We start from the raw sequence: 19874 nt of genomic DNA on the forward strand, positions 1-19874 counted from the left end.
ATTCGCTAAAGCGAGGCGGCTTTTTCTTGTGCGACAAGGCAAGCCAGATCCGCCTGAATTCAGCAAAAACAGGCACTTACGGCAATTCCACGATTCAGATCGTGAACCGCCTCAAGCTACGCCGAACGCGCGATTGCCAACCTGACGCAAGCACGCCGAAGCTTACTTCATGTCCGGCCTCGGCCCACAGCCGTCCGACCGTGCCGCCGATCATGCCGGCGTCCAGAATTCCAATTCTCATCTTCGTCTCCTGTTCGCTCACCACGGCAGTCTTTTGCCGTCGCGGAAGAAGCCGCCGGTCGGGCCGTCGTCCGGCAAGGTCGCGGCCCAGACGATGCCGGCCGCCCCTTGCGCCACCGGGCGTCCGCCCGGCCCGCCCATGTCGGTGGCGACCCAGCCCGGGCAGATGGCATTGACCAGCACGCCGGAGCCGCGCAATTCCGCCGCCAGCACGCAGGTCAGCGCATTGAGAGTCGCCTTCGATGTCGAATAGGCCGGCGCGCCCGCCCCCATCGAGGCCAGCGAACCGCCCTCGGACGACACATTGACCAGCCTTCCGTGGCCGCCGGCCATGAGCAGCGGCGCGAAGGCGGCCGCCACCCGCCAGGCGCCGAAGACATTGGTCTCGAAGGCTTCGCGGATGACGGTCCAGTCCGGCCGTAAGGCGCGCGAGCCGGTTTCGTAGTGGATGGCGGCATTGTTGATCAGCACGTCGAGCCGGCCGAACCGGCGTTCGACCTCATCGCTGCCCTTGCAGCGTCGGATGCTGCGACATCGAGCGCGATGGCCTCGACATGGCCGGCGAGCGCTTTCGCTGCCGCCTCGCCCTTGGCCAGATCGCGCACGCCGAGCAGCGCGGTGAAACCGAGTTTCGCCAGTTGGCGGCCGGTTTCAAGTCCGATGCCGCGATTGGCACCGGTGATGAGGGCGACTTTGTCGGGATGCGTGGTCATGGGGAATGCCTCTGTCTATCGTCTCGGGGAAAGATGGCACAGGCGGAATTGATTTATTAGGCGGCGGCGATCGCAATCATTGTGCGGCCGAGTGCATGAATTGACCGAGCAAGAATCGGGTGTCGTCTGATGTCGTGCCATGCGATCGTTCGCCGATCACGAGGATCGGCCATGCTCACGCTTCACGATTATCTGCCCTCGCAAAATGGCTGGAAAGTCCGGGTCCTGCTCGGCCTGCTGAAGATCCCTTTCGAGACCCGCCTCGTCTCGATCTTCGAGGGCGAGAGCCACAGCGATGCCTTCCTTGCCATCAACCCGGCCGGCGCGGTTCCCGTGCTCCAGCTCGAAGACGGTAGCGCCGTCGCCGAATCCAACGCGATCCTCACCTATCTCGCCGAAGGCACGCCCCTGCTGCCGGCGGACCGCTATCGGCGCGCCAAGGTGATGCAGTGGCTGTTCTTCGAACAGTACAATGTCGAGCCTGTCATCGGCTCGCTGCGTTTCTGGACCTTGACCGGACGGCTCGAGCGCAACCAGGCCATGGTTGCCGGCAAGCGCGAGGCCGGCGCCCGCGCGCTGGCCGCCCTGGACCGCAGCCTTGCCGAGACGCCGTTCCTCACCGGAAACGACCTCACCATCGCCGACATCGCCATCTACGCCTACAGCCACCGCGCCGGGGACTGCGGCTTCTCTCCAGCCGACTACCCGGCATTCCTCGCCTGGACCGGCCGCATGGGCGACGCCATCGGCCAAGGCTATTCGGTTCACCCCTACGGCATCGACCCGCATTCGGGCGGCTGAAGCTACTTCTTGCCCTGCGGATAGATCGTCTCGCCACGCTTCAGCATCGCGACAAAGGTCTCGATCTTCTTCTTGCGGCCAGCCTCGGTCTTCATGTTGTGGGTGCGGAAGGCGAGCGAGAAGCGGTTCTGCGCGCTGAGTTTTTCCAGCATCGCCTTCGCCGCCGGCTCGGCATCGATGGCCGCCTGCAAATCGTCGGGGATTTTCATCTCCTTGCTGCCGCCATAGGCGCGCGCCCAGCGCCCGTCGGCCTTGGCGGCTTCGACCTGTTTCAGCCCATGCCCGGTCATGCGGCCCTCCTCCACCAGCCGCGCGACATTGTCGATGTTGATCTTGCTCCAGATGCTCTTCTTGCCGCGCGGCGTGTAGCGCTGGAGAAAACTGCTCTCGTCCAGCCCCTTGCGCACCGCGTCGATCCAGCCGAAGCACAGCACGACGTCGATGGCCTCCTTCGGCGTGATCGACTTCAGTCCCGACCCGACCTTGTGCACCTTGATCCACACTTCGCTTTCGGTGGCGTGGTGCTGGCCGAGCCAGGCATAAAAACTCGCCGTGTCGGGGAATTCCCGCACCTTGTCGGGATCGACCTTGACCGGCGCCATCAGCGCGCCCGCGAATTCAGAATCGTTGTCGCTGGCATCCCTGTCATCTTGCCTCCGTCATCTCGCGATCCCGGCACCATAGCATCGCCCACTGTCAATTCCCGTCAGCAGTGGGATAGGCTGCCGCGAAGCGGACAACACACCATGCATCGCCGTGTTGCGGCTGGAGCACAACAGACCAGACGGAGGGACTGGCATTTTCGGAAAAGATCAAATGCCCTCGTCCGACCACGCAGAATTCACTATATGTGGCACATGGCCAAGACAAGCGCATCATCGATCCTGACAGTCCGGAATGCGAAGACGGGAAAGTCCGTGACCGTCCGGGGCGCCGGGTCGTTGAAGGGCAGCAAGTTCGCGATCAAGAAGGGTGTGGACCTGACGAAGCCTATTGCTGAACAAGCTCTCAAGGGCAGCACCCAGACTCCAAAACATGCGGCCAAAGGCTGATCCTTGCCGGGCATCCTGCCCGACACACATGTTTGCCATGTCTATCTTCTCCAAGCCTTATTTTCACGACGAAACAGCCGCTTTCGAGCACCTTGAAGAGGCGCTCTGGAATGGCGAACCGGTATGTCCGCACTGCGGCACGATCAACAACGCTACCAAATTGCAAGGTCAGGCTACCCGCGTTGGCGTTTGGAAGTGGAAGGATCGTCATTGCCGAAAGCAGTTCACGGTAAAGGTCCGCACCGTTTTCGAGCACGGACGCATTCCTTTGAACAAGATGTTGCAGGCGGTGCACCTGATGGTTTCCTCCAAGAAGGGGATCAGCGCACATCAACTGCACCGCATCCTTGAGATCCAGTACAAGAGCGCATGGTTTCTGGCGCACCGCATCCGTAAGGCAATGCGTGACGGCTCACTGGCGCCGATTGGCGGCGGTGGCGGCATTGTCGACGCTGACGAAAGTTTCATCGGTCGCGAGCCCGGAAAGGCAAAGAAGCGCGCATACCATCACAAGATGAAAGTGCTTTCGCTGCTCGACCGCGACACCGTTGACGATGTTGCCCAGGCTGAAAAGCTCGCCAAAGGGCTCGTCGGAAAGCGCCTGACCTATCGCAGGCCTGACGTCACCACAGCCTAAGAGCCGGCTCACACCGCGCGAACTTCGGGCGGCGATGAAGCGGAAGCATCGCTAGGCGGCGCTTCGATATTGAGGTTTGTGAACCAGTGCGTCTCGAAGCTCTTCGGGCACCTTAAGGCCCTTGGACACTACGAGGAGTTCCGACCCAACGCGTTTCACCTGAGCCGAGTAGTTGAGAGAAATCTCATACTGCCTGCGCGTCTTGTAGAGAGCGCTTATTTCGTCGCAGCGGTCATACGTGATGATCCAAGGCCTATCTAGGCCCAGGATTTTCGTTGCGACCGCTGCATGATCCTCGGGCTCGTAGAAGCTCGTATAGAGGGTCGAGCCTTTGTTGAAGTACGGCGGATCGATGCAAAGGAATGTGCTTTCGGGGAGATTTCGTTCGACGTGCTTTAGGAAGTCTAGCGCGTCCTTTCTGTGCAGGTGGATGCGGTCCCGGTATCTTTGCACTCGCCTTATTCGTCGCTCCAATTCGCTCTTGGTGAAGCGGCAATCAATCTTGTAATCGCCCGCCTGACCGAGGCCACCGATAACCCCTGCGTTCTTGATGATTCCGGAGCGATTTGTGCGATTTAGGAAGAATGTGGTGAAGGCGATTTCCAGCGGCGCTAGGCCACGCTGATTTCGTTGCATGTCACGTCTTCGACGCCATTCGTCGAGCGTGACAGGCGTTCGATTCATCAGGTCGATAAAATCATCTGTTTGGTTGAGGACGACATTCCAAAATGTCCAGATTCCGCGGTCGATGTCATTGATGTGGATGTCGCTGACGTAACCGCCGTAAAGCAAACCGAGCGCCAGCCCGCATCCCCCGGCATAGGGTTCGGCATAGTGCCCGTACTGCAACTTGTTCAGGCGGATGATTTGGGACACCAGCCCCGTAAGTGGAGCTTTTCCGCCCGGATAGCGTAGTGGTGAGGTTGCCAAAGGCATATCGCGAACGATCCTTCACTTTGAAATGATGAGGGATTCTAGCGAGTTCGTTTCGCCACGGCCATAGCTTATTTTCTTGGCGCTACGGATTCGGCCGTTTTGGTCAACAGTGGCGTAATCGTCGCCAGATCGTTCGCGAGTTGCAACCTATCGAAGTTTGCCGATACCTGGTGGTGCTTGGTCGCATTTCCGTCGCGGGATATCCGCCCCAAGGCATCACGGACCGCATTGAGCGCCTTCCCGGTTCCAACACCCAAGGCGGACATCTTCTGGTTACTGAAGAATGCGTTGAAATCAGTGTCCGCATTCTTCCCGGCAAGGGCCGCCAGCGATTCGACAAATGCCCATACGCCAATCGTAAGGAGCAATGTGTGCTCGACATGCACCGCGCAAATCGAATAGTAGAGTCCCTCAAGCTTGGAATTAGTGTGATCCTCAAGAGCTTTTGCAAGGCCCTTGTCGTACTCCAGATGCGTTGCGGGGCGCGGCTTTTGGGGCTGGGTTTTCCGGCGGCTTTTCACCACCGTCGGCGTAATTGTTTTCAGCGAAATGGGTTCGATGCGCTCGCCGGTGATATCCGAACTACCTGCCAGTTTGCGGCCGTAGGTATCGATCTGGGCGCGGTTCCGACGTGAATTTACCTTCTCTCCTTCCTTGAGGTCGTCAACGAAGCGAGCGAGCTGCTTCTTTATGTCGTCAGATGGGCGAGTGTACGTGACATCGTCAGGGCTGCTAGAGTCGATGCCGAGCGCTTCCCGCACGATGCTGCTATTCAGGAAACGTTGGGCCGTCGTCAGCTTGCCTTGGCGTTCTTCCTTTGAGATGAAACCTAGGCTTTCAGCGGCGTCCAATACCGCAAGAGCCACCCTGTTGCGACTTGACCCGAAGTGACGCGCCTTCTGCGCAGCGTCCCAATCTAAGAGCCCGACGCCACCCTGAGAGCCATTGTGGATGATCCCCATCCAATATTTCAAGTCGTCATGGTCGCCGAAGATGACGGCACTAAGCTTCTTGATTGGAACATGACCCGAGGTTGATGATAAACGCGCAAAGTCCTTCCGAAGGTGCGGCGGCGCAAGGTCTGGATCATTCAGCAGCTTGATCGCGCAAACGCGACGATTGCCCTCCCACACTTGGTAGGTCTTCTTTGTGGCCGCTGATCCGGAGCCGGGAATTTGAACAAGGCCAACCAATTGCAACGGGTTCGGCCCAGCTTCCGCGATGCTACGGGCGAGATTGAAAACCTGTTCGTCCTTGCACAGATACTCTATAATCTCGTCTTGGGATTCCATAGGCTCGTGGCGAGGGTTTTCCTCGTACAGGTAGATTCGATCCACCTCAATAGAATCCGGCTGTCGAGTTGTTGCCACCGCGCTTCCCCCCAAGCATTGTCCGTGATCGGAACAGGACATTTTTAGTATGACGGATGAGAAACACCTAACGCAAGCTCAGAAGTTTGAACAGGCTGCACGTGAATTGGGTTGCAATGATTCAGAGGAAGTGTTTGACGCTAAGCTGCGGGCGATAGCCAAGCAGAAGCCGAAAGACGAGCACTCGGGCCGCCGATCGCGAGCGCAGCCCCATATCTAGCGGTTGGTTCGCAAAGTATATAATCGCCTTGCGTTTCACCGATCACCGCATGGGAACTGGCAATCGCAGCGCGAAAGTCGGCCTATAAGAATCCGCCCGACCTTGGTGCCAATTCCCCTGCTCGCTGGTTTTCAGCTGCTGTCGAAGCTACGGCGGCGAAGATCATTCCAATCAGACAGCGCATAGCAATAGAGGCCGCGGCCGTGGTCACGGCAACGGGGCACAAAGATCCTGGCGACTGCTACCTGATCGCCACCGCCCGGATACGCAGGATTCCTATCATGACGCGGGATGGCGTGATACGCGGGCTCGCAACACCGGACTACCTGCAGATTACGGACTGCTGATTCCTTCGGACGACACGCCGCCGGCCCCTGACACTTCCTCTCACCGTGCTATACCACGGCAAGCTGTCAGGCTTGGGGGACACGCCACAATGAAATCTCTGCTCTTCGGCCTTGCCTTGTTGCTGCCGGGCGTGGCGCTGGCCGAACCGATCGAAACCCGCAAGATCATCACCGCGCTGACCGGCGACTTCAACGGCGACGGCGCTCCCGACCTTGCCATGGTGGTCGAGACCGGGCCGACCGACCCGATGGACATCCACTTCTTCCTTGGGGACAAGGAGCACAATTACCTCAAGCCTGTCGAAATCGTGCGCGAACAGATCGGTGGCGAGTGGAACGGTTACGACCGGCCGGGCTACGAGAACTCCGACACCGAGCCGGAGCTGACGATGCTGCCCAACGGCTCGATCAAATTCTATCTGCCGGCGCCGGAGATCGGCAGCGAGCGCACCAACCAGACGCTGACGATCGCCTACCGCGACGGCGCCTTCATCGTTGCCGGCTTCGCCTACGATTCCGATGATTACCTGCAGGAGAATGCCGCCAGCGCCTGCGACTACAATGTGCTGACCGGCAAGGGCACCAGCTCGAAGCAGCAGCCGGACGGCAGCACCAAGCACAAGACCGTGTCGGCTGAGGGCAAGACCATCGCATTCCGGGACTGGAACTCGGGCGACGCCTTCGCTGCTTGCCAGGAATAGGTGGCGCGCTGGGCCTTCGGCCGGCATCAGGCCGGTGGCGGCATCGCCGGCGTCAGGCCGTGGCGGCGCATGATCTCCATCATCGCAGCCTTGTCAGGCGGTCCACCGGCAGCGGCGTTGAGCAGACCGAATGCCTCGCGGAAATAATCCGGACCAATCGCCGCCGGCGTGATGACGCACAGCGTCTTGGCATCCCGGGTGCCATTATTGTCGAAGCGGTGGACGGCGCCGCGTGGAATGCACAGCGCCTCCCCCGGCCCAAGCTCGATCGGCTTGCCGTTCACGGTCCAGGTCAAAACCCCGTCAATGCCGTAGATCGTTTCCTCGTAATGATCGTGGCTGTGCGCCGGCGCTGGCAGGCGCTGATCGCCCGGCACCATCAGTTCGAAAGCGGCGACACTGCCGTTCGAATTTTCGCCCGACACCAGGAAACGGACCGACAGCCCCTTGGTGCCGATGGTCTCATTGGCTGGGCTGACCTGAATATCCATGGCTGACATTGCGTGAACCCTCCGGTAAATTACATTTACTAGCAATCAGTAAACTCAATTTACCGGATCGTCAATGGCCATCTCCACCGAAGTCCTGCAGACCAAGACCACGGACCTTTTGATCGGCGCCCTTCTGCGCGTGCCGGCGCAGGCCATCCAGCGCCGGCTGATCAAGGAGCTCAACGCCGCCGGTTTCGACGAATTGCGCCTGCCGCATATGGCCGTGCTGCAGTTTCCCGGCCCGGACGGCGCGCGCCCCGGCACCATCGCCGAACGTGCCGGCATGAGCAAACAGGCGATCAACCAGCTGCTCAGCAGCCTCGAAGGCTACGGCTATATCGTCCGCTCCGACGGCGAAGGCAGCGCGCGCGTGGTGCATGCCACCGAACGCGGCCACGCCGCCTTCTGGAAGATGGTCGACATATTGCGCGACATCGAGGAGGAGTGGCGCACCGAGCTCGGGCCGGAGCGCTTCGACCAGCTCAAAGCGCTGTTGTTCGCCGTCTGGGACAGCCCGCTGGTGCGCTGACCGAAACCGCATTCGTGCGGGCACTATCGGCATTTCCGATGGCGCTATCGGTTTCTTCCGTTTCCCCTCGGCACACCGACCTGCCAATCCCTGCCCTTGTCCCATCAAAGCAAAGGCAGAGCGACATGAACCTCTCGAACCAGAAGATCCTGATCGTCGGCGGCGGCTCCGGCATGGGCCTGGCGCTGGCCAGGCGCTGCGTCGAGGCCGGCGCCACGGTCATCATCGCCGGGCGCAGCGGAGACAGGCTGCAAGAGGCGCGCGAGACGCTTGGCAATCCCGCCGGCCTGGACGTTGCCGTCGTCGACATCGCTCGGGAAGACCAGGTTGCGGCGTTGTTCGCCGAGATCGGAGGGCTCGACCACATCGTCAGCACGGCGGCCGACATAGAAGGCGCCTACAGGCTGCTGCCGGAGCTTGACCTGAAGGCGGCGCAGCGCATGGTCGACAGCAAGCTCTTCGGCCCGCTGCTGCTTGCCAAGCACGGCGCGTCACGGCTTGCCGCGAACGGCTCGATGACCTTCATCTCCGGCATCGCCGCCTACCGGCCGGCCGCGCGCGGCTCGGTCGTCGCCGCCGTCAACGCGGCGCTCGAAGGGCTGGTGCGGGCGCTGGCCGTCGAACTCGCGCCGATCCGCGTCAACGCCGTTTCGCCCGGCTGGGTCGACACCACGATCTGGGCGCAGGTCGCCGGCGACCGCAAGGCCGAGATGCTTGCGGCGATGGCCGAGCGGCTGCCGGTCGGCAGGATCGGCCAGCCCGAAGACATCGCCGACGCCATTTTCTTCCTCATCGGCAACGGATTTGCCACCGGCACGACGCTGCATGTCGAAGGCGGGCACCGGCTGGTTTAGCCGGCGGCGGTCTTCGCCAGGGAGTTGTTTGGAAACAATGCCTTGGAGCCATCTGCCGATTCAAGTCCTGAGCCCGTCTCAAGACGTTCCAGCACCAGCGTGTCGCGCGCGGCGGCGAGCAATTGCCTGAGCGCCGGCGGCTGCATGCGCCGGCGTCGCCAGACCATCGTCAGCGGTGCCGTCCGCATTCGACCGGGCCACGGTAATTCCATGAACTCGCCGCGTGCCAGCGCATCGCTGACGGCAAGGCGGGGAATGAGTCCGAGCCCGGCACCCGTCGCCACCAGCCGGGCAATGGCGCCGATGCTGCCGACCTCGGCCGCGGGCTTGGGCGGAGCGATATCCGCCTCGGCAAAAACGGTGTCGAACAAGTGCCGGTAGACGCATCCGGGCTCCGTCGCCACGAAGCGCAGTGCGGCAAGGTCTGCCAGGCCACGCGGCGCGATGGCTTGCCCGGGAGCCGCGACCAGCACCAGCGGTTCGGCCCCTATCGTGCGCCTGGCCAGGCGTCCGTCGGCCGCGCCCTTCGCACCGTCCTGACGCTCGAAGCAGAAGGCGACGTCGATGTCGCCGTCCTCCAGCAAGTGCCGCAGCGTGCCGCTGTCGGCCACCTTCATCCGCACGGTGATGTCGGGATAGCCTGCCTGGAACCCCGGAAGCCAGGGCGCCAGCCGGGCCGAGGCGATCGTCTCCAGCGCGCCGATGGTCAGTGCCCCGCTGCTGCGCCCGGCAGCCGCCAGCACCGCGGCGCGCGCCTCGCCGTCGAGCCGCAGCAGCTCTTCGGCGATCGGCTCCAGCGCCAGCCCAGCCGGCGTCAGATCAAGGCCGGACTTCGAACGCGTGAACAGGGCAGCACCCAGCTCGGCCTCGAGAGACTGGATCTGGTCGCTGACGCTCGATTGCGCGAGGTGAACCGCCTCCGCGGCGCGCGTGATGTTGCGGCTGCGCGCCACCGCGAGAAAGGTCTTGAGCAGCCTCGGATGCATCGCCCGGCCGACACCAGGCCTATTGCAGCTGCGGCTTCTTCAAGAAGCTGCCGCGGTCGGCGGATTTGACGCGCAGCCAGGTCTCGCGGCCGTCGCGCACCACCAGCATCGGGATCTCGGCGCCGGCGGAGCCGCTGTCCCAGAGCTTGCGATAGAAATCGGCGAGCCCGTCGACCGCGCCGTCGCGGACCTCGGAGATGACGTCACCCTGGCGCAGGCCGGCCTTGGCTGCCGGGCCGCCCTCGGTCACGCTCATCACCACCACCTTGCCGTCGCTTTCGGCCGACAGGGCGCCGAGCCACGGGCGCGGCGGCTTGGCCACCTGGCCGCGCGTCAGCAGATCGTCGAGGATCGGCGGCAACAGGTCGATCGGCACCACCATGTTGATATCGGCGACCTCGCCGGCGCGGCTCATCTGCAGGCGCAGCGAACCGATGCCGAGCAGCGCCCCGTCGGCGCCGAACAGCGGCGCCCCGCCCCAGGACGGATGCGCTGGCGCGATGAAGATCGCCTCGTCGAGCAGATACTCCCAATAGCCGGCGAATTCCTGCTTGGTGACGATCTTGGCCTCGACCGCCCGGCCGACGCCGTCGGCAAGCACCACCGCGTCGCCGATCCTGGCCTTGCCGGCATCGCCCAGCGCCACGGCCGGCAGGCCGGTCGGCGCCAACGCCTGGACAAGGCCGAAACCCGTTTCCTGGTCATAGGCCAGCGCGTGCGCCGGGATGACCCGGCCGTCATGCGCGGTCAGCCAGACCTCTTCGGCCTCGGTGATGAGATAGCCGATGGTCAGCACCAGCCCGTCATTGCGGATGACGACGCCGCTGCCTTCCCTGAGCGTGCCCAGCGCGCCGGCCGTGAAGGCATCCTCGGGAACAGTGGCGCGCACGGCAACGACGGAGCGCGGATTGGGATTGATGGCCATGATTTTGTCCTGCGATGCAAATGCTTGGCGGCTTCTCCTATAGGTATGGCTCGGAGGGGATGCTGCAAGGGGTGAGAAACGGTGGCCGCAGGCCACGAAAAGCCAATTGCTTGGCTTTTCGTGTTTCGACCGGTGAAGGCCCGGTCCGCCTTCCGGCGGATCAAAAGGTCCCGTGGAGGTTTTGAAGGGGCTGAACGCCCGAAGGGCTGGGGCGCGGCGCCCGCATAGACAATAGTTCAACGCAAGTTGAACTTTCGCCTCCGCAGCCCTAGCTGTAGATGCATCCGCTCAATTCCATCCTTCCCATCCCCACCCGAGGCCCGACATGACAGACTACACCCCGCCGAAAGTATGGACCTGGAACAAGGCAAATGGCGGCGCCTTTGCCAGCATTAACCGGCCGATCGCCGGGCCGACGCACCACAAGGAATTGCCCGTCGGCAAGCATCCGCTGCAGCTCTATTCGCTGGCGACGCCGAACGGCGTCAAGGTCGCCGTCATGCTGGAGGAGCTTCTGGCGCGCGGCCACAAGGGCGCCGAATACGATGCCTGGCTCATTAGGATCAACGATGGCGACCAGTTCGGCAGCGGCTTCGTCGAGGTCAACCCCAACTCCAAGATTCCGGCCCTGATGGATCGCAGCGGCGCCACGCCGGTGCGCATCTTCGAATCCGGCTCGATCCTGGTCTATCTCGCCGAAAAGTTCGGCGAATTCCTGCCCACCGAGCAGCCGGCGCGCGCGGAAGTCCTGTCCTGGCTGTTCTGGCAGATGGGTTCGGCGCCCTATCTGGGCGGCGGCTTCGGCCATTTCTATGCCTACGCGCCGCAGAAATTCGAATATGCCATCGACCGTTTCGCCATGGAAACCAAGCGGCAGCTGGATGTGCTCGACCGCCGGCTGGCGGAGACAGAATATCTCGGCGGCAAGGACTACACGATCGCCGACATGGCAGTGTGGCCCTGGTATGGCGGGCTGGCGCTCGGGCGCATGTACAATGATTCCGGCGAGTTCCTGTCGGTGCAGGAATACAAGCACGTCCAGCGCTGGGCCAAGGCCATCGACGCCCGGCTGGCGGTCAAGCGCGGCCGCATGGTCAACCGCGCCTTCGGCGAGCCGGCCCTGCAACTGCATGAGCGCCACGACGCCAGCGACTTCGACACCAAGACGCAGGACAAGCTGGCCGCCGAATAGGCGGCGGCAGGGCTGACAAGAAAAACCCGCCACCAGATTGGCAGCGGGTTTTTTCAAATGCCTGATGCTGAACCAGTTAGTGCAGCACTTCTACGATCTGACGGGTCTCCGGGTCGACCAGGACAGTCTGGTCGTTGATCACGGCGACGCGGTACCTGACGTTGGGCACTTCGCGCAGTTCGACCCTGTCGGGCACCGGCGAGCCGAGCTTGAGCTCAAGGCCCAGCAGATTGACCGATGCCAGCGGCTGCTTCTTGACATATTCGCGAACCACCGTTTCGTCCTGCGGCTGAACGACGATGGTGTCCGCCAAGGCCGCACCGATACCGCCCATCAGGACGATCGCGGCTGCCGCACTCGAAAGATAATGTTTCATAACAACCTCCATATCCGGGCTTCCGGCCCTGTAGGAGAACTCGGCCATCATCACGATGGTTCCATCGCGATTTGTGGAATGAATGCGACATGCCCAACAAATGCCCATTTTCTATTATTTTCGAAATCGAGCGACAGCACGCAATCTATGCTTTTGACAATCCACGATTAATTACCGGATTTGAGGGATACCGTGGAATGCACTTGACTCGGAGGATACATCCGAGGAGCTCTTTTCCAAATAGAACGCTAACCGTTGATTGCCTCAGCGACAGCTAACGTAGAGCGCACGGCGTCGTGCCGGCGGAGGTGGCAGCCTCATCACCGGTCACATCGGAAAAACGCCAGCGCTGGCATCCAGTTCCAGCGCTCACAGCGAAACACCGTCGTGATGCAGCGGCGGAACACCATCGACATCACCCTCGCTCACCGCCTTGCGTGCGCGCCTGTAGATCAGCCGCATGACGAGCACGAAATAGCCGACTTGGAGGACCACCAGCACGGCTATCGTCCAGCCCAGCGCCTTCCAGAAAGAACCGGTGGCCATGTAAGCCCAGACCGCGACGATGATGGTCGTGGCTGACATCCCCACGAGAAATTGTCCAAAATACATCGATTCCAAATCGCCGAAACCACCCGGTTTCGCACGACTCCCTGCCCGAATTCCCAATGCCCGCGGACAAAGTTCCATTATTTTAGCAACTACGCAACTATATGATCGTCCGACCTTAGCCCAGCCTCGAAATTTGTTGCGCGTTGACCTGGTCGGGAGCAATTTGATGCTCACGGACCCGCGGGTAGCGCAGAAAATAAGTCCGGGGGATGGGGAAATGACGCTCAAACTGATCGGAGCCGGTTTCGGCCGCACCGGCACGTGGTCGACTTTTGCCGCGCTGAACAGGCTCGGTCTGCCCTGCTATCACATGCAGGAAGTGATCATGAACAAGGCCAACAAGGGCCATCTCGATTTCTGGCGCAAGGTGGCCAACAGCCCATCCGGCAGCCAGCACGACTGGAACCGCGTCTTCGCCAACTATACGGCGACAGTCGACAATCCCGGCTGCTGTGTGTGGAAGGAATTGCTGGCCGCCTACCCGGACGCCAAGGTGCTTTTGACCTTGCATCCGCGCGGCGCCGAGGCGTGGTACGAAAGCACGATCGACACGATCTACTTCACCGAGAATGTCTGGCAGTTCAAGATCCTGGAATGGCTGACGCCCTTCGGCTGGAAATTCGGCGACATGTCGCGCAAGCTGATATGGGGCCGCACGCTGGATGGCGTGATGAACGACCGCGCCAAGGCGGTTGCGCGCTACAACACCTATGTCGAAGAGGTGAAGGCCGCGGTCCCGCCGCACAGGCTGCTGGTCTACAAAGTGACCGAAGGCTGGGCGCCGCTCTGCGATTTCCTCGGCGTGGCGCTGCCCAACGAACCCTTCCCCAACCTCAACGACCGCGAGACGATCAAGAAGATCATCCGCGACATCATCAAGGGCTCCTACATCATGCTGGGTCTGGCGCTTGCCGCCGTTGCGGTGGTGGTTGCGGCGCTGCGGTGGTGGCTGGGGTAGTTGCACCCAAGCTCAAGTCCGAAGGGCGTCCGAACCCCTTGCCGCGGGGACCGGGAACCAACCACCGCACCCCGAGTTTCGTCTTCAGTCTTTTCAAGGATTGGAGGCCAGCATGGCACCGCGCAGCAAACCACGCACCGGCGATGACGAAAGTCCTCAGGTCGAGGGTCCGACCATCGAGCAGCAGGACTGGGACGCGATCAAGGGTGCCCAGATCCTGCCCGACACCGTGCCGGAAAACGGCGACATGCGCTACGGCGTCGAAAAGGACGGCGACCTGCCGGAGGAGGACGATGACAACGCTCTCCAGCGCAGCGACGACGCCTTGCCCGACGACGAGGAAGAGGCCGCGATCAAGCGGCACCCGACACGCGAGGGGCGGTTCGACGAGACATGAGGGCCAACGCCCTTTCAGAGCTGCAAGCGCTCCCTCCACGCAATGTCCGCGTAGTCCTCCGGGCCTGCGCAATCCAGGGTTTCCTCGCCCGCTTCGCCTGCGAGCCGCTGAGCTTCTTCAAAAGGTTCCGCTTCTCGGCAACGGCCTGTTTGCCGCGCCATCCGGACTGAACGAAGTCCACTTCACCTGCCTTCTGGGGGCATTTTCTCCAATGAATGTGGAAGTTGGCACACTTCTATCAGAGGCCGGTCGGCCGATATCTGCCCTTCCCGACGCCCGAATTGGCCCCCGACAAGGTAAAGGAATTATATCTCAATTGTCTAAAGTAGCGGAACATCCAACGGACATTGCCGGAACCGAACAGGACCTGTCGGACCTTTGCATACACCACCCAAGACCTTGGTCCCAAAAGAAAACGCAAAGGGCCGATGTCGCCCGTCACCGGGAACATCCTGCTTCCGCCGTCGTTTGCCGCAAGATCTGCTGACCGGACTGGATTTCGGAGGAAGAGCGATGCACCATCGGTCCATCATCACCAGAACAGGCCACGGCCCGGGCACGGCGGTCGCCGTGTTGATGGTCGGACTTGTGGCGGTTGGGATCGTTTTCCTCATCCTGGGCGGCTTGCTCTATTTCGGCCAGCAGCCGCCTGATCAACGCGCGCTGTCCTCCGTGCCAGCCCGATCGGCCCAGGCGGTCGATTGATATGTGCGCAATCCGCGACGCCGCCCTCTGCCGGCGGCGCGTGTCAGCGCGCCAGCACCTTGCCATCCCTGGCGACGGCCTTGCCCCGCCGATAGACCGTGCGGTCCTTCGGCACCGCCACCACAGCCTCGGGCACGTGCTGCGCCGGCATGGCGACGAAGTCGGCGCTGGCGCCAACCGCGATGCCGTAGTCCGCCAGCCCCAGCGCTGGCGCCGGCACGGGTCACCACATCGAATGCCGCCTCGAACTCGCGGTCCTCGTAGAAGCCGGAACGATAGCCGATCATGTTGGCCCGGTTCAGCATGTCGCCATCGCCGTAGGGCCACCAGGAATCGCTGATGTTGTCGGAACCGCTGAACACGGTGACGCCGGCCTGCCGCAGAGCCGCCACCGGCGGGAAGGCATGGTTGCCGGGCGCATTGGTCATGATCGCCACGCCGGCCGACGCCAGCGCCGTCCTTCGCCAGGGCGTCGCCATGCCGAGCGCCTTTGTCCGCGTGGCGATCTCCTCGACCTGGAAACAGGCCGAGCGCGCCGCCGTCATGCAGGCGGATGTCGACGCCGGCGCCGTGCTTCCCCGCGCCGCGGCTCTTGCCTATTCCGCTTTCGCGGAAGTTTCGGCGGCCCCGCAATGTGCCATTGTGTTATCGCGGCGGTACGAGCCGCCCTGGTTGACGCGGGCGCCCAGCCATCCCAACAATGCGCCCCCCGCCCGCGTCGACCATGGCAGGGGCAGGTGTTGTGATCCGGTCCGGCAGGCCGGGCTGTCATGACCGTCGTTGCCGCTTCAACCGCCAACCAGCGCCCCAACCAGCGCCTTTGTCGTCACCAGATTGACGCCGGCCTTGGCGAATTCGTCATTGTGCCTGGCGATGATCTGCTCAGCGCTCTCGCTGGCACTGTCCAGCGTGCTGTGGGCGTCGGAAACCACGGTGACGCCGAGCCCTCTGGCGATTGCGGCCTTGACGGTTGCCGCGACACAAAAACCAGTCTGCGCACCGACGATCACAACCCCACCGGCCCCCTGCCCAACCACCCAGTCGCCGAAGGCTGAATTGCTGAAAGCATCGCGCACGGATTTGGCGAAGGTCGGTTCATCATCGGCTTGCTGAAGGGCGGGCCATACCGGCCAACCCGGCTCACCTGGCGCCAGCGGATCGCCCTCAGGTCCATCATGCCTGACGAAAGCGACCTTGCGTCCACCCCGCCTTGCCCAGTCGATCACCGCCCGGGCGCGCTCCGCAATGGCGGGCGCGTCGTGGATCGGCGGCTCGTGCAGGCCATCGAACATGCCGGTCTGGAGGTCGATGATGACGAGCGGCGCGTTGGCCATGAGGCTGGGGGCTGACATGATTTTTACATAGCATGGCGGCCAAGGCGATCAAGGATTTCGGAGCGCCCAACAAAAAGACGCAGCCTCACCAGGCTCTCACTCCGGCGCGCCGGCAAACAGCACTACGCCATCCCCTCCAGCCGCCGGCCAATCCCTGATGGTGCGGTCGTAGCCACCGGTCAGCACCGTGCCGTCGGGAGCGAAGGCCACCGCGTAGATCGGCCCGGTCTGGCTGTCGAACAGGGCGATCTGGTTGCCGGTTTCCATGTCCCACAGCCGCGCCGTGCCGTCGAGCGAGCCCGACAGCAGGCGCTTGCCGTCGGCCGACAGCGCCAGCGCATAGACCGTGCCTTCATGGCCCTCGAAGCGCTTCACCTCGCGGCCGCTGTCGACATCCCAGACCTTGATCGTCAGGTCGCCGCTGCCGGTGATCAGATGATGTCCGTCGGCGGCGAAGACGGCGCCATAGGTGCCCTGCTCGTGGCCGCGCCAGCTGCGCAATTGCCTGCCGCTTTCGATGTCCCAGAGTTTCAGCGTGCCATCGATGCTGCCGCTGAGCGCCTGCTTGCCGTCGGGCGAGACGGCGACCGCGCTGATCGCCCAGTCGTGCCCGGTCAGCACATGCAGCACGGAATTGTCGACCAGGTCCCAGACGATGACGTTGCCGGTGTCATGCCCGCTGACGGCGCGCTTGCCGTCCGGGCTGATGGCCAGCTTGTTGACGCCGCCATTCTGGCCGGCCTGGAAGACATGCAGCACGGCGCCATCGGCAAGTTTGCGCAGCACGATCTCGCCATCGTCGCCGCCCGTCAGCGCGCTGACGCCGTCGGGCATATAGAGCGCGGTGCGCGCCATGTCCTTGTGGACGCCGAGATTGCGGATGAGATGCTTGCCGCCAATGTCCCACAGCTTGATCACACGATCGGTGCTGGCGCTCATGATCGATCGGCCGTCCGGCGCCACCGCAAGCCAGACGACGGCGTCGCGATGGCCGTCGGGCTGCGTCGGCGACGCCGGTGGCGATGGCGGCAACGGCGCCACGGTCGGCGGTGGAATGACCGCCACCTCCGGCGGAGCGGCCGGCGCCTGCGGCGCGGGCACCGGCGGCGGGTTGGCGGCTATCGGTTGCGGAGGTGGCTGCGCGGCCGGCGCAGGAGCCGGCTCCGGGGCTGGTGGTGCGCTGGCGACATCCTGGCCCTTCGGCTCGGCGGGTTTGGGCTCGGCCACCTTCGGTTCATTCGGCTGGGCGGCCACCGCGCCGCCGCCCCACGGGCCGAACCGGTCGATGGCCAGTGCCGCGAGCACGATCAACGGCAAGGCGAAGAAGATCTTGCGCAGGCCGGGCCTGCCGGTCTCCTGCACCTCGGCCGCGCGGCCGAACAGCGGTGTCCCGGCCGGATGCGCCGGCCGCCCCGGCAACAGCCCGGCCCAGAACAGCACCGCGCCGACAAGGCAGGCGAGCGCCAGCAGCGAGAAGGCCACCAGCTGCGTTGCCCAGGGCTCATGCATGGCTGCCGGACCGAAACCCTTGCCGCCCGGCAAGAGATAGAGATGGACAAGGCACACCGCGGCCAGCGCCATCAGCAGCACCGCCAGCAACCTGTCGGCAAGCCTGGTCATGGCGCAAGGCTCATGCGGGTAACGCCGCCGATGGCGGCATCGGCGTCGATATTGGCAGGCTGTGATCGCATCGAATTCCTCGCCACGGCCGATCTTACGCAAGGCCGCGGCGGAGTCGAGTGGCCGCCGGTGCGAATGCCGCGCGGGCGCGAACGCCCGGAAATGGCTGGACATTCCTGCCTCAATCGAAACAAGGCTCGGCCAATCGAGGGAGCGAAAAGCTCGGCTTCCGGCTCGAAGGCACGCGGCGCGAGGCCTTGATCTGGGATGGCGAAGCTGTCGACGCCCACATTATGAGCCTGCTGAAGCGCGAATACTCCGGGGCATCGCCGACGGTCGGATGAACCTGCGGGCATCGCCGCCTGCCGGGAGATGACCCGGGCGCGACCTATCTCAACTCCACCCAGACCGGCGCATGGTCGCTGGCGCCGTCCTCGCCGCGCACGTCGCGGTCGATGCCCGCCCCCTTCAGCCGGCGGGCGAGCGTCTTCGACAGCAGGATGTGGTCGAGCCGCAGACCCGCATCGCGCGGCCAGCGGTTTCGGCGGTAATCCCAGAACGTGTAAAGCGTCTCTTTCGGATAGACCTTGCGCAGCGCGTCGAGCCAGCCCTGCTCGATGAGGGCGGCGAAGGCGGCGCGGCTTTCCGGCTGCACCAGCGCGTTGTCGTCATAGGAGCGCGTGGCATAGATGTCGCGCGGCTCGGGCACGATGTTGTAGTCGCCGGCCAGCACGACCGGCAGGCCGGTGTCGAGCAACTGCCCGGCATGCGCCTCCAGCCGCTTGTGCCAGGCCAGCTTGTACTGAAATTTCGGCCCCGGCTGCGGATTGCCGTTGGGCGCATAGAGGCAGGCGATGACGATGCCGTCGACCGCCGCCTCGATGTAGCGGCTCTGCCGGTCGGCGTCGTCGCCGGGCAAGGCATCGCGGGTCAGCACCGGCTCCGCGCCACGCGCCAGTATGGCGACGCCGTTCCAGGTCGGCTCGCCCTTCCACACCGCGCCGTAACCGGCAGCGGCAAGCGCGGTGCGCGGAAACTGCATGTCGCGCGCCTTGAGTTCCTGCAGGCAGACGACATCGGGCTTCGCGACCGCCAGCCACGCCAGCAGGTTTTCCAGGCGGCTGTTGATGTTGTTGATGTTGAAAGTGGCGAGTTTCATGGGCGGCTCAGGACGCGAACCGCCCCGCCCAATCCTTCACCGTCTCCGCCAGCGTCTTCAGATGATCCGCCGTCGAGAATCCCGACACACTCTTGCGCGGCTTCAAATCATGGTCGCCATCTTCCAGCCAGATCACCTCGATCGCATCAGACAGCCCATAACCCGCCACTTCGTCGCGCGCGCCGAACTCGTCGCGCGTGCCCTGAAAAATCAGCGTCGGCGTCTTCAGCCCGGTCAGATGTTTTGTCCGCAGCTGGTCAGGCTTTCCAGGCGGATGGAAGGGATAGCCGAGGCAGACCAGCCCGGCGATCTCGCCCTTGGCGAACATCTCGTCCGCGACCATCGAAGCGACACGCCCGCCCATCGACTTGCCACCGATGATGAGCTTGCCTGTCACGCCTCTGGCCCTGAGATCAGCGATCGCCTTGATATATTCCGGATTGACCGTCTCGGCGCGCGGCGGCGGCTTGCGGTGGCCGTAGCGGCGCGCCGCCATATAGTGGAATTCGAAGCGGGCGACCTGGAAGCCGGCCGCGGCCAAAGCCTTGGCGGTGGCGGTCATCGAAGGGGAATCCATCGACGCGCCGGCGCCATGGGCGAGCAGGATGGTGACTGGAGCGGTGTCGAAGCCGTCGAACAGGAAAGTGGTCATGGGGCGTCTCGCGCCGCAGTGACGCTGCCAATCTCCCCCCTCGTGGGGGAGATGCCCGGCAGGGCAG

General features: G+C 63.3%; 25 protein-coding genes and 1 pseudogene. 11 read left to right on the forward strand and 15 right to left on the reverse strand.

Annotated elements, in window-relative coordinates; genetic code table 11:
• Window positions 1-258: 258 nt before the first annotated feature.
• Window positions 259-711: an SDR family NAD(P)-dependent oxidoreductase gene (locus FJ546_RS12400; RefSeq protein ID WP_246686821.1), complete on the reverse strand. Its 453-nt coding sequence runs from the start codon at window positions 709-711 to the stop codon at window positions 259-261.
• The gene (locus FJ546_RS31575; RefSeq protein ID WP_246686822.1) at window positions 705-953 is read right to left on the reverse strand and encodes an SDR family NAD(P)-dependent oxidoreductase; all 249 of its coding nucleotides are present in this window, start codon (window positions 951-953) and stop codon (window positions 705-707) included. Before FJ546_RS31575 ends, FJ546_RS12400 begins: the two co-directional genes overlap by 7 nt.
• Window positions 954-1124: 171 nt before the next feature.
• Here FJ546_RS31575 and FJ546_RS12405 point away from each other — a divergent pair, with 171 nt between their 5' ends.
• Window positions 1125-1754 (forward strand): glutathione S-transferase family protein, encoded by a 630-nt coding sequence (locus FJ546_RS12405; protein ID WP_140889596.1) that lies wholly within the window; start codon window positions 1125-1127, stop codon window positions 1752-1754.
• Window positions 1755-1756: 2 nt separating this feature from the next.
• On the opposite strand, the gene FJ546_RS12410 is transcribed toward FJ546_RS12405, so the two are convergent.
• Window positions 1757-2356: a YdeI family protein gene (locus FJ546_RS12410; RefSeq protein ID WP_140889597.1), complete on the reverse strand. Its 600-nt coding sequence runs from the start codon at window positions 2354-2356 to the stop codon at window positions 1757-1759.
• Window positions 2357-2611: 255 nt separating this feature from the next.
• On the opposite strand from FJ546_RS12410, the gene FJ546_RS31200 reads away from it, so the two are divergent.
• Both FJ546_RS31200 and FJ546_RS12415 read left to right on the forward strand, forming a co-directional pair.
• Complete coding sequence (locus tag FJ546_RS31200) at window positions 2612-2806, forward strand: hypothetical protein (RefSeq protein ID WP_181167912.1); 195 nt, start codon at window positions 2612-2614, stop codon at window positions 2804-2806.
• A 37-nt stretch (window positions 2807-2843) separates the two neighbouring features.
• Window positions 2844-3443, forward strand: a complete 600-nt coding sequence (locus FJ546_RS12415) for an IS1595 family transposase (protein ID WP_181167913.1) — start codon at window positions 2844-2846, stop codon at window positions 3441-3443.
• 51 nt (window positions 3444-3494) lie between these two features.
• Here the strand turns inward: FJ546_RS12415 and FJ546_RS12420 are convergent, their stop codons facing one another.
• Entirely contained in the window at window positions 3495-4379 is an 885-nt protein-coding gene (locus tag FJ546_RS12420; RefSeq protein WP_140889599.1) for a DNA adenine methylase, read from the reverse strand.
• A gap of 68 nt (window positions 4380-4447) precedes the next feature.
• Window positions 4448-5716, reverse strand: a complete 1269-nt coding sequence (locus FJ546_RS12425) for a hypothetical protein (protein WP_140889600.1) — start codon at window positions 5714-5716, stop codon at window positions 4448-4450.
• 689 nt (window positions 5717-6405) lie between these two features.
• Between FJ546_RS12425 and FJ546_RS12435 the strand changes: the two genes are divergently transcribed.
• The gene (locus tag FJ546_RS12435) at window positions 6406-7017 is read left to right on the forward strand and encodes a hypothetical protein (protein ID WP_140889601.1); all 612 of its coding nucleotides are present in this window, start codon (window positions 6406-6408) and stop codon (window positions 7015-7017) included.
• Window positions 7018-7043: 26 nt separating this feature from the next.
• On the opposite strand, the gene FJ546_RS12440 is transcribed toward FJ546_RS12435, so the two are convergent.
• On the reverse strand, window positions 7044-7517 hold the full coding sequence (locus tag FJ546_RS12440) for a cupin domain-containing protein (RefSeq protein WP_140889602.1): 474 nt from the start codon (window positions 7515-7517) through the stop codon (window positions 7044-7046).
• A 64-nt stretch (window positions 7518-7581) separates the two neighbouring features.
• On the opposite strand from FJ546_RS12440, the gene FJ546_RS12445 reads away from it, so the two are divergent.
• Window positions 7582-8037 (forward strand): MarR family winged helix-turn-helix transcriptional regulator, encoded by a 456-nt coding sequence (locus FJ546_RS12445; protein WP_140889603.1) that lies wholly within the window; start codon window positions 7582-7584, stop codon window positions 8035-8037.
• Window positions 8038-8162: 125 nt separating this feature from the next.
• Window positions 8163-8891 (forward strand): SDR family oxidoreductase, encoded by a 729-nt coding sequence (locus tag FJ546_RS12450; protein ID WP_140889604.1) that lies wholly within the window; start codon window positions 8163-8165, stop codon window positions 8889-8891.
• Here FJ546_RS12450 and FJ546_RS12455 read toward each other — a convergent pair.
• Complete coding sequence (locus FJ546_RS12455; protein ID WP_140889605.1) at window positions 8888-9877, reverse strand: LysR family transcriptional regulator; 990 nt, start codon at window positions 9875-9877, stop codon at window positions 8888-8890. The genes FJ546_RS12450 and FJ546_RS12455 overlap by 4 nt on opposite strands.
• Window positions 9878-9896: 19 nt before the next feature.
• The gene (locus FJ546_RS12460) at window positions 9897-10802 is read right to left on the reverse strand and encodes a S1C family serine protease (RefSeq protein ID WP_140889606.1); all 906 of its coding nucleotides are present in this window, start codon (window positions 10800-10802) and stop codon (window positions 9897-9899) included.
• Between the two features lie 325 nt (window positions 10803-11127).
• Between FJ546_RS12460 and yghU the strand changes: the two genes are divergently transcribed.
• Complete coding sequence (gene yghU, locus FJ546_RS12465) at window positions 11128-11994, forward strand: glutathione-dependent disulfide-bond oxidoreductase (RefSeq protein ID WP_140889607.1); 867 nt, start codon at window positions 11128-11130, stop codon at window positions 11992-11994.
• A 76-nt stretch (window positions 11995-12070) separates the two neighbouring features.
• On the opposite strand, the gene FJ546_RS12470 is transcribed toward yghU, so the two are convergent.
• Window positions 12071-12370 (reverse strand): DUF1236 domain-containing protein, encoded by a 300-nt coding sequence (locus FJ546_RS12470; RefSeq protein ID WP_140889608.1) that lies wholly within the window; start codon window positions 12368-12370, stop codon window positions 12071-12073.
• 369 nt (window positions 12371-12739) lie between these two features.
• Window positions 12740-12955, reverse strand: a complete 216-nt coding sequence (locus FJ546_RS12475; protein WP_348641973.1) for an exopolysaccharide production repressor protein — start codon at window positions 12953-12955, stop codon at window positions 12740-12742.
• Window positions 12956-13199: 244 nt separating this feature from the next.
• Here FJ546_RS12475 and FJ546_RS12480 point away from each other — a divergent pair, with 244 nt between their 5' ends.
• The 3 genes from FJ546_RS12480 to FJ546_RS12490 all read left to right on the forward strand — a co-directional run bounded on the left by FJ546_RS12480 (window position 13200) and on the right by FJ546_RS12490 (window position 15042).
• A complete protein-coding gene (locus FJ546_RS12480) occupies window positions 13200-13940 on the forward strand; it encodes a sulfotransferase family protein (protein WP_140889610.1) in 741 nt (246 codons plus the stop codon).
• A 112-nt stretch (window positions 13941-14052) separates the two neighbouring features.
• Complete coding sequence (locus FJ546_RS12485) at window positions 14053-14337, forward strand: hypothetical protein (RefSeq protein WP_140889611.1); 285 nt, start codon at window positions 14053-14055, stop codon at window positions 14335-14337.
• Between the two features lie 513 nt (window positions 14338-14850).
• Window positions 14851-15042, forward strand: a complete 192-nt coding sequence (locus tag FJ546_RS12490; RefSeq protein ID WP_140889612.1) for a hypothetical protein — start codon at window positions 14851-14853, stop codon at window positions 15040-15042.
• Between the two features lie 43 nt (window positions 15043-15085).
• Here the strand turns inward: FJ546_RS12490 and FJ546_RS12495 are convergent.
• The 3 genes and pseudogenes from FJ546_RS12495 to FJ546_RS12505 form a co-directional block, all read right to left on the reverse strand.
• Window positions 15086-15624 (reverse strand): annotated as a pseudogene (locus FJ546_RS12495) (amidohydrolase family protein); the annotation flags it as partial.
• A 206-nt stretch (window positions 15625-15830) separates the two neighbouring features.
• Window positions 15831-16394, reverse strand: coding sequence for an isochorismatase family protein (locus FJ546_RS12500; protein WP_140889613.1), 564 nt, complete (start codon window positions 16392-16394; stop codon window positions 15831-15833).
• Window positions 16395-16472: 78 nt separating this feature from the next.
• A complete protein-coding gene (locus FJ546_RS12505) occupies window positions 16473-17996 on the reverse strand; it encodes a WD40 repeat domain-containing protein (protein WP_140889614.1) in 1524 nt (507 codons plus the stop codon).
• 119 nt (window positions 17997-18115) lie between these two features.
• Between FJ546_RS12505 and FJ546_RS12510 the strand changes: the two genes are divergently transcribed.
• A complete protein-coding gene (locus FJ546_RS12510; RefSeq protein WP_140889615.1) occupies window positions 18116-18340 on the forward strand; it encodes a GNAT family protein in 225 nt (74 codons plus the stop codon).
• 44 nt (window positions 18341-18384) lie between these two features.
• Here FJ546_RS12510 and xth read toward each other — a convergent pair whose 3' ends face one another.
• Both xth and FJ546_RS12520 read right to left on the reverse strand, forming a co-directional pair.
• The gene (gene xth / locus FJ546_RS12515; protein ID WP_140889616.1) at window positions 18385-19155 is read right to left on the reverse strand and encodes an exodeoxyribonuclease III; all 771 of its coding nucleotides are present in this window, start codon (window positions 19153-19155) and stop codon (window positions 18385-18387) included.
• A gap of 7 nt (window positions 19156-19162) precedes the next feature.
• A complete protein-coding gene (locus FJ546_RS12520; RefSeq protein WP_140889617.1) occupies window positions 19163-19807 on the reverse strand; it encodes an alpha/beta fold hydrolase in 645 nt (214 codons plus the stop codon).
• Window positions 19808-19874: the final 67 nt, after the last annotated feature.

The sequence above is a fragment of the Mesorhizobium sp. B2-4-19 genome (genome assembly GCF_006441315.1).
Taxonomy (GTDB): Bacteria; Pseudomonadota; Alphaproteobacteria; order Rhizobiales; family Rhizobiaceae; genus Mesorhizobium.

What these genes read in the sequence shown, in the direction of transcription:
- FJ546_RS31575 (WP_246686822.1), bottom strand. Translation starts at nt 953, where the DNA reads ATGACCACGCATCCCGACAAAGTCGCCCTCATCACCGGTGCCAATCGC.
- FJ546_RS12405 (WP_140889596.1), top strand. Translation starts at nt 1,125, where the DNA reads ATGCTCACGCTTCACGATTATCTGCCCTCGCAAAATGGCTGGAAAGTC.
- FJ546_RS12410 (WP_140889597.1), bottom strand. Translation starts at nt 2,356, where the DNA reads ATGGCGCCGGTCAAGGTCGATCCCGACAAGGTGCGGGAATTCCCCGAC.
- FJ546_RS31200 (WP_181167912.1), top strand. Translation starts at nt 2,612, where the DNA reads ATGGCCAAGACAAGCGCATCATCGATCCTGACAGTCCGGAATGCGAAG.
- FJ546_RS12415 (WP_181167913.1), top strand. Translation starts at nt 2,844, where the DNA reads ATGTCTATCTTCTCCAAGCCTTATTTTCACGACGAAACAGCCGCTTTC.
- FJ546_RS12420 (WP_140889599.1), bottom strand. Translation starts at nt 4,379, where the DNA reads ATGCCTTTGGCAACCTCACCACTACGCTATCCGGGCGGAAAAGCTCCA.
- FJ546_RS12435 (WP_140889601.1), top strand. Translation starts at nt 6,406, where the DNA reads ATGAAATCTCTGCTCTTCGGCCTTGCCTTGTTGCTGCCGGGCGTGGCG.
- FJ546_RS12440 (WP_140889602.1), bottom strand. Translation starts at nt 7,517, where the DNA reads ATGTCAGCCATGGATATTCAGGTCAGCCCAGCCAATGAGACCATCGGC.
- FJ546_RS12445 (WP_140889603.1), top strand. Translation starts at nt 7,582, where the DNA reads ATGGCCATCTCCACCGAAGTCCTGCAGACCAAGACCACGGACCTTTTG.
- FJ546_RS12450 (WP_140889604.1), top strand. Translation starts at nt 8,163, where the DNA reads ATGAACCTCTCGAACCAGAAGATCCTGATCGTCGGCGGCGGCTCCGGC.
- FJ546_RS12455 (WP_140889605.1), bottom strand. Translation starts at nt 9,877, where the DNA reads ATGCATCCGAGGCTGCTCAAGACCTTTCTCGCGGTGGCGCGCAGCCGC.
- FJ546_RS12460 (WP_140889606.1), bottom strand. Translation starts at nt 10,802, where the DNA reads ATGGCCATCAATCCCAATCCGCGCTCCGTCGTTGCCGTGCGCGCCACT.
- yghU (WP_140889607.1), top strand. Translation starts at nt 11,128, where the DNA reads ATGACAGACTACACCCCGCCGAAAGTATGGACCTGGAACAAGGCAAAT.
- FJ546_RS12470 (WP_140889608.1), bottom strand. Translation starts at nt 12,370, where the DNA reads ATGAAACATTATCTTTCGAGTGCGGCAGCCGCGATCGTCCTGATGGGC.
- FJ546_RS12475 (WP_348641973.1), bottom strand. Translation starts at nt 12,955, where the DNA reads ATGTCAGCCACGACCATCATCGTCGCGGTCTGGGCTTACATGGCCACC.
- FJ546_RS12480 (WP_140889610.1), top strand. Translation starts at nt 13,200, where the DNA reads ATGACGCTCAAACTGATCGGAGCCGGTTTCGGCCGCACCGGCACGTGG.
- FJ546_RS12485 (WP_140889611.1), top strand. Translation starts at nt 14,053, where the DNA reads ATGGCACCGCGCAGCAAACCACGCACCGGCGATGACGAAAGTCCTCAG.
- FJ546_RS12490 (WP_140889612.1), top strand. Translation starts at nt 14,851, where the DNA reads ATGCACCATCGGTCCATCATCACCAGAACAGGCCACGGCCCGGGCACG.
- FJ546_RS12500 (WP_140889613.1), bottom strand. Translation starts at nt 16,394, where the DNA reads ATGTCAGCCCCCAGCCTCATGGCCAACGCGCCGCTCGTCATCATCGAC.
- FJ546_RS12505 (WP_140889614.1), bottom strand. Translation starts at nt 17,996, where the DNA reads ATGACCAGGCTTGCCGACAGGTTGCTGGCGGTGCTGCTGATGGCGCTG.
- xth (WP_140889616.1), bottom strand. Translation starts at nt 19,155, where the DNA reads ATGAAACTCGCCACTTTCAACATCAACAACATCAACAGCCGCCTGGAA.
- FJ546_RS12520 (WP_140889617.1), bottom strand. Translation starts at nt 19,807, where the DNA reads ATGACCACTTTCCTGTTCGACGGCTTCGACACCGCTCCAGTCACCATC.